This is a genomic window from uncultured Kordia sp. (assembly GCF_947496985.1).
Lineage (GTDB): Bacteria > Bacteroidota > Bacteroidia > Flavobacteriales > Flavobacteriaceae > Kordia.
Genome location: NZ_CANMEZ010000011.1, coordinates 36,611 through 49,458, shown reverse-complemented (window position 1 = coordinate 49,458; position 12,848 = coordinate 36,611). Strand labels below are relative to the sequence as shown.

Here is a 12,848-nt window from a genome sequence, read left to right as displayed (position 1 = left end):
ATGAAATCAGTACGATTAGTAAGTCTAACTTTTTTACTTCCAATCATTAGTTATGCGCAACAGGAACCATCAACATTAGATACGCGTATTAATGAAAATTTCAAAAATGCAACAAGTTGGTTTACCGATGCCATTTTTGCAGAAATACCAGTTACCAATGAAGTAGGAATTCCATGGGTTTTAATCGTGCTGATTATTGGTGCAAGTTACTTCACAGGTTATTTTAAGTTTATTAATATTAGAGGATTTTTTACGGCAATTAATGTTGTTAAAGGAAAATATGATGATTTAGAAGAAAATCACAAAATAGAAGTTTCTGAGTCAGTTTCTACAACTGAAAATGATGATCAACCAGATACGATTAGAGTTGAAGGAAGCGAAGGTGAAGTTTCACACTTTCAGGCACTAACAGCAGCTTTGTCTGCTACTGTCGGATTGGGAAATATTGCCGGAGTAGCCATTGCATTATCTATTGGTGGACCAGGTGCAACATTTTGGATGATTCTTGTTGGATTTTTGGGAATGGCTTCCAAATTTGTAGAATGTACACTTGGCGTAAAATACAGAGAAGTAGATGAAAATGGTGTTGTGTATGGTGGCCCAATGTATTATTTACGAAAAGGATTAGCAGAAAAAGGGCTACAACGTTTAGGTAAAGTATTAGCAGTTGTATTTGCAATTATGTGTATTGGTGGTTCGTTTGGAGGAGGAAACATGTTTCAGGTAAATCAGGCATTTCAATTATTTGAATATGTAACCGGAGGAGAAGAAAGTATTTTACACGGAAAAGGTTGGGTATTTGGAATCATCATGGCAATCTGTGTAGGAATTGTAATTATTGGTGGTATCAAAAAAATAGCAAAAGTCACTGATAAAGTTGTTCCTATGATGGTTGCGCTATACGTTTTTGCAATTATAGTTATCTTAGGAATTAACTACCAAAGTATTCCAGCGGCATTTGGAGAAATATTTTCAGGCGCATTCAGTTACGAAGGTGTTGCAGGTGGATTCATTGGCGTAATGATTCAAGGATTCAAACGTGCAGCTTTTTCTAACGAAGCAGGAATTGGCTCGTCTTCCATTGCGCATTCGGCAGTAAAAACAAAATACGCTGCCAGTGAAGGTTTAGTTGCTTTATTGGAACCATTCATTGATACAGTTGTAGTTTGTACCATGACAGCATTGGTGTTAATCATAACAGGACAAATTAGTCCAGGAACAGAAGTATCTTATGAACAAGGTGCTGTGTTAACATCAAATGCTTTAGAAAGCGGAATTTCATGGTTTCCATATGTCTTAACAGTAGCTGTAATACTATTTGCATTTTCTTCTATGATTTCATGGTCATATTACGGACATCAAGCATGGTCGTATCTTTTTGGAAGAAGTAAAAAGGCAGCGTACATTTACAAAATTATCTTTTGCATATTTGTTGTTATTGGTGCAGCTGCAAGTTTACAAGCTGTTGTAGACTTTGCTGATGCAATGGTATTTTCAATGTTGGTTCCAAACATGATCGGATTGTTCATATTGGCACCGAAAGTAAAAGAAGAGTTGATTCGTTATAAAAATGCAATTAAAAACAAAAAAGAAACTACTGAATAGGAGCAGCTATTTGCGTATGATCAATAATACGTTCAAAAACGGTTTCATCGGACGGACTTGGCGCACTATTTACCATAACCCTATGTTGTTTGTCAAACACTACATATCGTGGAATCTGATGTACATTTAATGCTTTTGCAAGCGGAGACCTTTTACCTTTTACCAATAAATAAGAATTTCTAAAATGTAAATAATTGCTTAAATCGTTGCCTTTTTTTAACCATTTTTCACGATCTGTATCAATAGAAAGGTAAATCCATTCTACATTATTTTCAACCGAAAGACGATCTTTAAATGGTTTACTTTCTTGAATTTGTTTCACACATGGAGAACACCAACTCGCCCAAAAATCAACTACTTTTATACGTTTTTTGGAACGATTAAAAATATCTTGTAATGTTAATGTATCTCCTAAATGATTCACCATTTTAGCATTCAAAGCAGATTCAGATAGCTTAAAATCATAAGTTAAAATATCTTTTTTAATATCTTTCATTTTCTCTTTATATGAGTCCTTTTTGAAAGTTTCAGCATATTTATCAATCATTGAAACCATGAATTTTATATTTTCAGAACTATACGCAAATCCTTTATTATAATAATCCCAAATCATGCGTCCAATGGCATAATTTCTTATATCTCCTTCAAAATTTTGAACTATGAAAGCTTCTTCTTCAATCATTGTTTCTTTAGAATATGCTGGATAGTCTGAGGAATTGAAATAATTGCGAATAAAGGCATTGATATTATTTTTAAAAAAATGGCTATTTCTTAATGCAGTAGAGTCTTTAAATTTATCTATAGAAATATTGTCAAAATAATTAGTCAAGTTAAATAACATATCTTTTTTAACAGACTCTTGTTGTACTAAATTGAGTAAGACGTCAGGTTCGTTAAAATATATATCAAGAGTAGTTGCTTTTACATTTCGGGGATTAATTAAATTATTTAAATATTCAAATTCAAGATGTTTTGTTACAGTAGAAATAAATTTAGCAGAAACATCATTTAAAGAGGTATATTTTTTAAAAAATCTCTTTTTCTCTTTGAATATAGATTTTATTTTTTCTTTGTAAATAAAAATGTCTCCTTTGTAGGGAGACATTGCGTATTGATTGGTGTTTTTCTCTAATTCAGTGTAAAAATTATTCTGTGCAGCGTTTTTACCTGTAAAAACAAGCTCTTCATTTTTAAATTCAAAATTTATTGTATCATTTGGCGAAACAAATATATAAGCTCTATAAAAATTCTTTTTACTATCACTAGTAGAAAACTCCATTAATAAAGGTTGATTTATATTATAAAGATCGAGTTTTAATAAACTATTTGATACTTTTCTATCAGAATCCAAATGCTTTTTACCAAATAGGTATGTATTATTTATAGGGTTCAAATATTTTACGAAAGTAGAATCATCAGATTTTCCTTGAATAACAATAGTATTCGTAAGGCTGTTTTCTGAATCGGAACCCAACTTTTTTTCAAAGAGCGTTTCTTTATTTTCAAGAGAATTGGATTGGATCTGAATTTTTGACGAGTTTGAAATACCAAACGTTGAAGAACCAACATCTTTTGGATCAAATGAAAATGTATTGGATAACATAAAATAGGCTGCTACTATCAGAATAGCAGGAATGATAAACTTTTTTAACATGAGGTCTGTAGTTAAAAACTTTCGTGAAAGTAAGATATTAATTTATATAATCATTACGGTTAACCGTAAGTGTATGTTGTTGTACATTAGTATTTTACAAAAAGAGTAATTGCATAGAACTACTCTTTTTATAAAATATGATTGCTAAATTTTCATAATTATTTTAGCTTCCAGAACAAATTTTTGCACCACCATTGGAGCTGCATGCTTCCTCCATTTTATCGCAGCTTTCAACTTCATGCTCAGTTCCATCATTACATAAAACTTGTGATGTTCCACCTGAAAAAGAATGCCCTGCAATTACAGTTCTCATCTCATCTCTACTTAATTGGTTTTTAGAGTTTTTAAGGTTGATTTTCATAATAAAAATAATTAAATAATTGTGTCTACTCTATTAATAGCTTTTCGACGTTACGCTAATTGTATAGTATTATCATGTAGTAATTCTTCAATAAAATAATTGAGTTCCATAATGGAATACATCTCTGGAAATCGATATCCATTTATTCCTAAAAAAGGGGTAAACGTAAGTTTCTGTTTAATGAAGTTTGCTCGGTGATTATGGATTGTTTGATCAATTTCGGAAGAATTATAGGTGTATGAATATTGCTGTAACCAGCTTTTAAGATCACTATATTTGTACCAATTTTCTAAAGCAGTAAAGAATGCTAGGTTTCCAAACTGTTGGTGTATATAAATTAAATGTTGTACCAGTTGTGAAGCTTCTGAAGGATTCTTTTTTAAATCAAAATTGAAGAAAAAACGAATGCGAATATCTCGTTCATGCCTTTGTAATACGTCTTTCAGCATAAAATATGGAGCTTTACAAAAACCACAATAAGGATTTGTGATAAAATCTAATGTGAATTTTGCTTCTCTGTTCCCAAAAATTAAGGCGGTTTGAGGTAATACAGTAATCGGATTGGAAATAAGGGTGTTTTTAAAAAGAGGATAATTTTTCTTAAATCGTGTGGCTTTGAGTTCAGCAGTTTTTAAATAATTAATCGTGCTTAATGTACTTTTTATAAATTTCCATGAGAGTAAGATAGATAATGCTATAAAGGCAGTTAAATAATAATCTGATATGCTAGTTTCTATACTATATGTAGGATAAAATGCTAAAACGAAAACTATTTCAACCATTATAATTACACTAATAGAAATACATACAGAACACCATTTTTTAATAATAAATTTTTGATAGTATATAGAAAGTGTTAAAACAGGAAGAGAAGCAAACAGTATGATTTTTTGCAAGTAAAAAAAGGTAGTTATATTGTCTGTAAACCCTAAAATGAAGAAGAGTACAATTTGAAAACTAAAAAAAGTAATACTCAAATCGCTAAAATTTATTTTTTCTAAAAATTTCCAATGTGCAGAATTAACAACAGAAGTACATTGTTGTGAATTTGAACTATAACAAAAAGCATCTATAATTGTATGTTTTAGGTTAAAAACATCTTTTAATGCAATTACAGAAAATAATAATCCAGTAAAAGGAAATATTAAAAATAGAAGTGATTCTAGTGTTGAAAAATAATGTTTAAGAAGTAATAAGAATGATAGAAAACATACAATTGCTAAAATATATGTAAATTTAAAATGATGTAATGTTTTCTGAAGCTTTGTATTTTCTTCAACCAAAAAAACAATACCATTCCATTTTTTCAAAAAAGCTTCTTTTGAAAAAGTAATCTTTTTAGTATTTTGATATACAGTATATGAATGATTTGAATTATATGTTTCTACATAAATCAAAGAATCTTCTTTTGTATCTTTGAGTTTTGTGATGAAATTGTTTGGCAGCGATGTTATTTCACTTGAATCTACATGCAAAGCTGCATTATCAATTTGGAACAAATGAAGTGTATCACTAACAGCTAGCAAAGATGGAAAATCGGGATGTGATTCTAGCTGAAAAGTAAACTCTTTTTGATCTAAATGAATATTCATTTTTTTCAAATACAAAAACAATAATGTATAATTAGTCATTAAATTCTGTTAAAAAATTAAGCTAATATATTTATTGATTTGTAAGAAAAATTACGGTTTTTCTCAAAAAAGTAAAAAATACCTATAAATAAGGAATTATACGTAGTTGTTTTTAATGAGTTTTATTTGTTGATTTTCATGTAGATACGTTTTTTGTAGTGTGATTTATTTATGATTTTATAAAAAACATGCATCTTTTTAGATGATTATACGTCTACTGGATGAACTTTAAAAAATATAAGATATGGAAAATCATAAAAACTGTACGTGTAATTGCACAAGTTGTAAAAAAGGACAATGTAATGAATGTACTTGTGAAAACTGTGAATGCACAAATTGTAATTGTTAAATATGATAAAAAGCCTAGATAGTTTTCTATGTAGGCTTTTAAAAAAATAAAAAGTATGACCACAACAGAAATCTGGAAAACATACGCTAATGATGTGCAACGCTTGATTATGAGTAAAGTAAAAGATGCTCAGATTACAGATGATTTAGTGCAAGAAGTATTTATCAAAGTGCATACAAAATTGGATACTATTCAGGAGAAACAAAAGGTGAAATCGTGGTTATTAAGTGTAAGCCGAAATACAGTATTAGATTATTTTAGAAAATCGAACAAAGAGATTCCTTTAGAGAAAGAAGAAACAATTATAGGAGAAGAAGAATACAAGCATTCAGAAAAAGATTGTTTACCCGGAATCATTAAAAATTTACCCAAGAAATATAGGAATCCATTATTACTTTCTGATATTAAAGGAATGAAGCAAGCAGAAATAGCTTCTCAACTCAATTTACCTTTAGCAACTGTGAAATCGCAAATACAGCGTGGTAGAAAACTTATTGTACAAGGTTATATGGACTGTTGCGATTATAAACTCAATGATAAAGGTTTCCTTACGGGAGAAGTCAAAGACAAAAAACAATGTAAAGTTTGTAACTAATATAGTTGTAAATTTTGAATGAAAAATGATAGTTTTAACTCATAATTTACAAGAACTACTTCTCAATTATTGTATGCGGATAACCATCCAGTGTCCAATCAATAACTAATCCACCAGCTAAACTTTTTGTAATTTCTTTTCCGTATAAATGTTGGCACAAGTATAAAGCAGCTTCAAAACTTTTTGCGCCACCAGCAGACGTAATATACTTTCCATCATGAACAAACAAGGTATTATCTCTAATATCTAAGTTTGGAAACATTTCACGCATCTTTGGAATATCACTTGGAAATGTTGTAGAAGCTACATTATCTAACAATCCAGCTTTGGCCAAAACAAAAGCTCCATCACAATGAGAAGTGACAAATTCAGCGTTTTTAGCAACTTTCTGTACAAAAGAAATCATTTTTTCATCTTCCAAATCTGTGTCTAAATGATGTTCAGCACTTGGTACTACTAAAATATCAATCTTAGGTAAAGAATCATTCAAATAATTATAATCAGGAAGAATACGCATGCCTTCAAAAGTAGTAACAGCTTCATCTGTATTTGCAACAGTAAATACATTCATCGCTTTAATATTTTTACGAAAAATAGTATGTTGAAAAATATCAAACGGCGCTGTTAATTCTGTATTAAATACACCATCCATAATTAAGAAACCAACATTATAACGATTAGCTTCAAGCTTTGGAAATTGCTTTTTAGGTGTGTTTTCTTTTTGTTCAGTTTGGGAATTATTTTCCATTTCTTTCGAAACTTTCGTTTCACAACTAACAATACACAGTGCAAACGTTAAAATAAGCAGGATTCTTTTCATTGTAATATAATAGCGATTAATATTTTGTAAATTTAGACATTAAAAATTACGAACTACAATCAATGAAGACCTTTTTTAAACTCACCTTATTACTAGCATTCCTAGTAAGTTCCTGTTCAAAAAACGAAAAAACAACAACGACAGAAGTAACTGAAGTAGAAGATACATATGTAAAAGATAACTACGACAAACAGGAAGTTACGATAGAAATGCGTGATGGAATCAAATTGCATACAACCATCTATTCGCCGAAAGACAAAAGCCAAAAATATCCAATTTTAATGATGCGAACTCCGTATAGTTGTAGACCATATGGAGAAAATGAGTTTAGGAAAAAAATTGGTCCGAATACACATTTGATGAAAGAAGGAAACATTATTGTATATCAAGATGTGCGTGGACGTTGGATGAGTGAAGGTATATATGATAATATGCGCGCATACATTCCAAACAAAACAGATAATACACAAATTGATGAATCTTCAGATACATATGATACAATTGAATGGCTAGTAAATAATGTAGAAAATAATAATGGGAATGTAGGAACTTGGGGAATTTCATATCCTGGATTTTATGCCACTTATTCTACAATAGATGCGCATCCAGCTTTAAAAGCGGCATCTCCACAGGCATGTATTGGAGATTTCTTTTTTGACGATTTTCATCATAATGGAGCTTTTTTACTAAGTTATTTTAGAGCGGTTTCTTTATTTGGAACGATGAAAGATGTACCGAAAGATTCAGCTTGGTATAAATTACCAGATTTAGGGACGAAAGATCAATACCAGTTCTTTTTAGATGCTGGACCATTAAGTAATTTGAATAGTTATTTTGAGTATGAAAAATTAGATAATGTAATCACTTCTAAATCAGATCAAGTTGATGATGTATTTTGGAAAGAAATTATAGACCACCCAAACTATGACAGCGTTTGGAAACCAAAAGGTTTAATTCAGAACTTAAAGCATTCAAAATCATCAGTAGCCACAATGATTGTTGGAGGTTTCTTTGATGCGGAAGATTTATACGGGCCTTTTGAAACGTACAAAGCAATAGAGAAAAATAATCCAAATGCTTATAATACAATGGTTTTTGGTCCTTGGGATCACGGAAGATGGGCGAGTACTAGAGAGAAAAACTTTGTTGGAAACTATTACTTTGGCGATTCAATTTCGTTAAACTTTCAACGTGATATAGAAACGAAGTTTTTCAATCATTTCTTAAAAGGTGATGGAAGTAAAAATTCAGGATTGCCAGAAGCATATGTTTTTGATACAGGAAAGAAAGCGTGGAGTAGTTTTGAAAATTGGCCACCAGCAAATAGTACAAAACAAGAAATGTATTTAAATGCGAATCAAGAATTATCTGTTGAGAAAAAAGGAAGTTCAAAAGAAGTATTTATAAGTGATTTAAAACGACCTGTTCCATATTCGGAAGATATTAAAACGGTATTTACACCAAGAAAATATATGACTGATGATCAGCGTTTTGCAGCACGCCGTCCAGATGTATTAATCTATGAAACAGAAGTATTAACAGAAGATTTTACACTTGCAGGTGATATTATGGCAAAGTTAAAAGTTGCCACCACAGGAACTGATGCCGATTGGATTGTAAAAGTAGTAGATGTGCATCCACATGATACAGAAGAGCAAAAGGAAGGCATGCAAGATCATTTAGCGATGAGCAACTATCATTTAATGGTACGTAGTGAAGTAATGCGTGGTCGTTTTCGTAATAGTTTTGAAAATCCAGAACCTTTTGTGCCAAATCAAAAAACGGCTGTAAATATCAAATTGCAAGATGTATATCATACCTTTAAAAAAGGACACAAATTACAAATTCAGGTACAAAGCACATGGTTTCCATTAATTGATTTAAATCCACAAACCTTTGTCCCAAACATTTACAAAGCGACAGAAGAAGATTTCAAAAATCAAACACATACAATATTTAATGATTCTGCAATAGAGTTTTCAGTGTTGAAATAGACTTGCTGGACTCTTGGTATCGCTTCGCTCTTGGATTGTTAGAAAGTTAACTACTAAGAAAACTCTTTTAGAAATCTGCGTCAAGCTGAACTTGATTCAGCTTCTCATAACAGTGATAACTTACAGATGAACTTTCAGAGTTAACTTTTTTATAAATTTTATATCTAATAAAAGAATCATGAAAAAAATAATTACAACTTTAATTTTCTTACTTATTGTAACAACATCTTTTTCGCAAATAAGGCAAGGATCTCAGAATTTCTTTGTGGCAAAAGAATGGAGCAAGGATATCTCTCTTTTTAGGTGTAAAGCATTTCTTTTTCAGGAAGTTTTAGGTGTAAGTGAAGCTGTTAAAAAGTTTACTGTTGAACCTTTAGCAGCATCTAAATCAGGAGAATTAACAACACTTATTTATAAAAGTGAAGATTTAGGGAAAGAAGGATTGATTCTAGGTTTTTATGGAAACTATTGGACTAATGAAGGAACTGCATACAAGGGATACGCATTTAAAGACCTGAACAGCAAAAAGGCTAAGTTATTTTTAAATAAAATACGACAAGCCATGGATGAACATAAGAAGTTTCTACAAAGCGATAATGATAATAATAACATCTTTTTTAGATTTGAAGATATGGATGTACTTATTTATCGTGATGGGAACTTTATCATTAGAGTTTTTTGGAATGGTTTTGATTCTACTTGGGAGAATACTGCGTTTAAAAGAAGTAAGAAGCGTTTTGAAAGAAAAATATAGCTACTCATAACTCATAACCATTATCCTTCAACTCGCCACGGCGGATTTTTTCTATCTTCACCAGCTTTAAATAGAATTAATTTGTTTCCATCTAAATCATTTAAATGTGCTTCACGCCAATTCCATGATTTATCTTCGGGCAAACTTGTAAAGTTAATTCCTTTGGCTTGTAATTTTGTCACGGTTTCGTCCAAGTCATCATTTTCAAAATACAACGTCACATTATGACTTTCAGACATTTTTTCCACTTGATGGATAGAAAATGTAGCATCGCCATCAGGACATTCAAACCGAACATATCTAGGAAGTGCGTCTACAATAAGACGCAATCCTAGAGTTGTATAAAATTTAGTTGCTTGGGCAACATCTGTGGACGAAATTGTAACTTGATTTAAATTCATGTTGTTGTATTTAGTTTCAAATTTATATTATAACCCTTTTTGAGTTCTTTTATGCAACCAAATGGCTAAAAATATAGCGATAATTCCATAGAAACCAGTAATTAACCAGTTTATTTGATACCCATATGCGGCTACAATATCTAATCCGATTTTCGGACTAAAAATATGTGCTATAGAAAACGCCATCGCATACAAAGCCATATAACTTCCTTCATATCCTTCTTTGGCCCTTTTTACAGCAAATGAATTGGTATATGGAAAACCGATCATTTCACCAACAGTAATGATCACAATATTCACAATTAATATTCCAATCCAGAAGTTTTGGTATAAAACAAAGAAACTCAATGCAAACAATATAGAAGCGTATAAAATAAGCTTAGTGTCTTTATAGCTTTTTTGTTCTAAATAATTGATGAATGGCATTTCTACAATTACAATAATTACCACATTAATACACATGATCAAACCAGTGTCAAACTCAGTTAAGTTAAATTGATCTTTATGATATAACGGCATTGTTGTCATCAATTGAAAAAATATCATTCCCATCATGAAACAAATCGCAATAAAAATCCAGTAACTTGTATCTTGATAGACAACATTTTTGGTAACTTCAGTGTTTTCAGTAGCTTCTTTTTTCTTTTTATGAGTGCGTTCTTTTACTAAAAATCTAAATAAAATAATCGCAGAAATACAAGTAATACCATCAATCCAGAATAGCATGTTATATCCTTGTTTCCATATAATCCAACCTGCTAAAGTTGGTCCAATTGCCATTCCTAAATTGATTGCCAAACGAATTAATGCTAATGAGCGTGTTTGATTTTCAGGCTTACTATACGCTTTGAGTGAAACAAAAATAGCTGGACGAAATGTATCTGCAACTGTCATGATTCCCATAATCGCAATACATAATCCCCAAAAAGTGGTTACAAATTGCAATCCAATAAAAGCAAAACCAGTTAGGAATAAGCTAATAATCATTACTTTATAAAAGCCAATCTTATCGGTCAATCTTCCTCCAATGTATGATCCTAATACAGAGCCAATACCGAAGAAAGCCATTATCCAACCGACGTCTTCAAAGCTAAAGTGTAAAGATTCTTTTAAATATTTTGATAAAAATGGAATTACCATAGTTCCTGCTCTATTTACAAGTGAAATGAGCGCTAGAAACCATATTTCTTTTGATAATCCTTTGAATGAATCAATGTAATTTAAGTACATTTTTTTCATGATTCGTGTTTTTTGGTTGATTAATATTGGTTGTTTTAACTAAAAGTCAAAAAGTATTATTGTTATACTCTGCTCTTCAGCGGAGTTAGTCCAACTTGCAATATTGAGTATGAATGCTAGCGTTTCAATGTTGAGTTAGACCAAAAATAAAAAAGTCCGACGGTGAAGTCGGACTTTTAAAATTGTTATTCGTGATATCTATATCAGCACAATATATAAGCGTCCGAGCTCCTTATCCAAGAAGATCTTTGTACGTACTTATTTACTGTGGTAATTCTCATTTTTGTCGTATTTGAATTCAAAGCTACATAAAAAATGTAGACAAAAAATAAAAATGCTATAATTTTTAAGAACAAATTGTATTTTTGAATGGAATAGGTTTTAATCAATTTAAATCGAATAAATGAAAAAAATAGTTGTAGTTCTTTGTGTATTGATGTTTAATGTGAGTTGTTCACAAGGTAAAAAAGAGATTATTGGAAAAACAGAATTTCAACAAGAATTGAATGCTTTTTATAAAGATGCATCTACATCACCATTGACAAAAAAAGATTTAAAAACATTTAAAGCTTTGGAGTTTTTTCCTGTAAATGAAAAACTAAAAGTAACTGCAAGTTTTAAACTGACACCAGAAGCAAAAGCGTTCAAAATGGCAACTTCTACGACACGAACACCAATGTATAGATGTTATGGAATTGCAACATTTACGATTAATGGAAAAGAATTTTCGTTAGAAATATATCAAAGTCAAGATCCAGAGAAAGATCCTGAATATAAAGATTACTTGTTTCTTCCTTTTACAGATGAAACTAATGGGTTTGCCAGTTATGGAGGTGGACGTTATATCGATTTGAAAATCCCATCAGGAAATACTATTGAAATTAACTTTAATAATGCATACAATCCTTATTGCGCATACAACGATCGTTATTCCTGCCCAATTCCGCCAAGAGTAAATTTCTTAGCTACAGAAATTAATGCAGGAGTAAAAGCATATAAAAAGCATTAAAAATATTTTACAACATACATTCCTAAAAATACAGCTGAAAAGCCTACAATAAAGCTTGCAATTGTATAAAGAAAGAATGTCATAAAATCACCCGATTTTAAAAAAACATGATTCTCATAGGCAAATGTGGAAAACGTAGTGAATCCGCCACAAAAACCTGTGGCAAGTAATAAAGTGTGTTGCTGACTTATAGCTTCATTTTTTACAGCCATTCCTAAAATAATTCCTATGAGTAAGCTTCCTAAAATATTTGCAGCAAAGGTTCCATAAGGAATTCCTGTTGTAGTACTATTGAGATATTTTCCTAATAGAAATCGCAAAGCACTTCCGAATCCGCCACCAATAAAAACTAAAAAAAGCTGTTTCATTTGTTTGTTTTGTGCAATCACACACTGTTTTCAATTTGGTCTAACTAAAAAAGATTGTCTAAAAGTAA

General features: G+C 30.8%; 13 protein-coding genes. 6 read left to right on the top strand and 7 right to left on the bottom strand.

Annotation, left to right across the window (positions count from 1 at the left end):
- Nucleotides 1-1,605, top strand: coding sequence for an alanine/glycine:cation symporter family protein (locus Q0828_RS20975; protein ID WP_298426102.1), 1,605 nt, complete (start codon nt 1-3; stop codon nt 1,603-1,605).
- On the opposite strand, the gene Q0828_RS20970 is transcribed toward Q0828_RS20975, so the two are convergent.
- From Q0828_RS20970 to Q0828_RS20960, 3 genes are all read right to left on the bottom strand, one after another.
- The gene (locus tag Q0828_RS20970; RefSeq protein ID WP_298426099.1) at nt 1,595-3,259 is read right to left on the bottom strand and encodes a thioredoxin-like domain-containing protein; all 1,665 of its coding nucleotides are present in this window, start codon (nt 3,257-3,259) and stop codon (nt 1,595-1,597) included. The genes Q0828_RS20975 and Q0828_RS20970 overlap by 11 nt on opposite strands.
- A gap of 163 nt (nt 3,260-3,422) precedes the next feature.
- On the bottom strand, nt 3,423-3,620 hold the full coding sequence (locus tag Q0828_RS20965) for a hypothetical protein (protein ID WP_298426096.1): 198 nt from the start codon (nt 3,618-3,620) through the stop codon (nt 3,423-3,425).
- A gap of 50 nt (nt 3,621-3,670) precedes the next feature.
- A complete protein-coding gene (locus Q0828_RS20960; protein WP_298426093.1) occupies nt 3,671-5,212 on the bottom strand; it encodes a vitamin K epoxide reductase family protein in 1,542 nt (513 codons plus the stop codon).
- A 260-nt stretch (nt 5,213-5,472) separates the two neighbouring features.
- On the opposite strand from Q0828_RS20960, the gene Q0828_RS20955 reads away from it, so the two are divergent.
- Together Q0828_RS20955 and Q0828_RS20950 are read left to right on the top strand one after the other, a co-directional pair.
- On the top strand, nt 5,473-5,622 hold the full coding sequence (locus Q0828_RS20955; protein WP_298426090.1) for a hypothetical protein: 150 nt from the start codon (nt 5,473-5,475) through the stop codon (nt 5,620-5,622).
- Nucleotides 5,623-5,655: 33 nt separating this feature from the next.
- The gene (locus Q0828_RS20950; RefSeq protein ID WP_298426087.1) at nt 5,656-6,195 is read left to right on the top strand and encodes a sigma-70 family RNA polymerase sigma factor; all 540 of its coding nucleotides are present in this window, start codon (nt 5,656-5,658) and stop codon (nt 6,193-6,195) included.
- 55 nt (nt 6,196-6,250) lie between these two features.
- On the opposite strand, the gene Q0828_RS20945 is transcribed toward Q0828_RS20950, so the two are convergent.
- The gene (locus Q0828_RS20945; protein WP_298426084.1) at nt 6,251-6,943 is read right to left on the bottom strand and encodes a DJ-1/PfpI family protein; all 693 of its coding nucleotides are present in this window, start codon (nt 6,941-6,943) and stop codon (nt 6,251-6,253) included.
- 134 nt (nt 6,944-7,077) lie between these two features.
- On the opposite strand from Q0828_RS20945, the gene Q0828_RS20940 reads away from it, so the two are divergent.
- Together Q0828_RS20940 and Q0828_RS20935 are read left to right on the top strand one after the other, a co-directional pair.
- Nucleotides 7,078-9,009, top strand: a complete 1,932-nt coding sequence (locus tag Q0828_RS20940) for a CocE/NonD family hydrolase (protein ID WP_298426082.1) — start codon at nt 7,078-7,080, stop codon at nt 9,007-9,009.
- A 178-nt stretch (nt 9,010-9,187) separates the two neighbouring features.
- Nucleotides 9,188-9,763, top strand: a complete 576-nt coding sequence (locus Q0828_RS20935) for a hypothetical protein (RefSeq protein ID WP_298426079.1) — start codon at nt 9,188-9,190, stop codon at nt 9,761-9,763.
- A gap of 20 nt (nt 9,764-9,783) precedes the next feature.
- On the opposite strand, the gene Q0828_RS20930 is transcribed toward Q0828_RS20935, so the two are convergent.
- Both Q0828_RS20930 and Q0828_RS20925 read right to left on the bottom strand, forming a co-directional pair.
- Nucleotides 9,784-10,164 (bottom strand): VOC family protein, encoded by a 381-nt coding sequence (locus tag Q0828_RS20930; RefSeq protein WP_298426076.1) that lies wholly within the window; start codon nt 10,162-10,164, stop codon nt 9,784-9,786.
- A 27-nt stretch (nt 10,165-10,191) separates the two neighbouring features.
- Nucleotides 10,192-11,403, bottom strand: coding sequence for an MFS transporter (locus Q0828_RS20925; RefSeq protein WP_298426073.1), 1,212 nt, complete (start codon nt 11,401-11,403; stop codon nt 10,192-10,194).
- A gap of 403 nt (nt 11,404-11,806) precedes the next feature.
- On the opposite strand from Q0828_RS20925, the gene Q0828_RS20920 reads away from it, so the two are divergent.
- The gene (locus Q0828_RS20920) at nt 11,807-12,412 is read left to right on the top strand and encodes a DUF1684 domain-containing protein (protein WP_298426071.1); all 606 of its coding nucleotides are present in this window, start codon (nt 11,807-11,809) and stop codon (nt 12,410-12,412) included.
- Here Q0828_RS20920 and crcB read toward each other — a convergent pair.
- Nucleotides 12,409-12,780, bottom strand: coding sequence for a fluoride efflux transporter CrcB (gene crcB, locus Q0828_RS20915; protein ID WP_298426068.1), 372 nt, complete (start codon nt 12,778-12,780; stop codon nt 12,409-12,411). The two genes, Q0828_RS20920 and crcB, sit on opposite strands and share 4 nt — an antisense overlap.
- Nucleotides 12,781-12,848 lie beyond the last annotated feature (68 nt).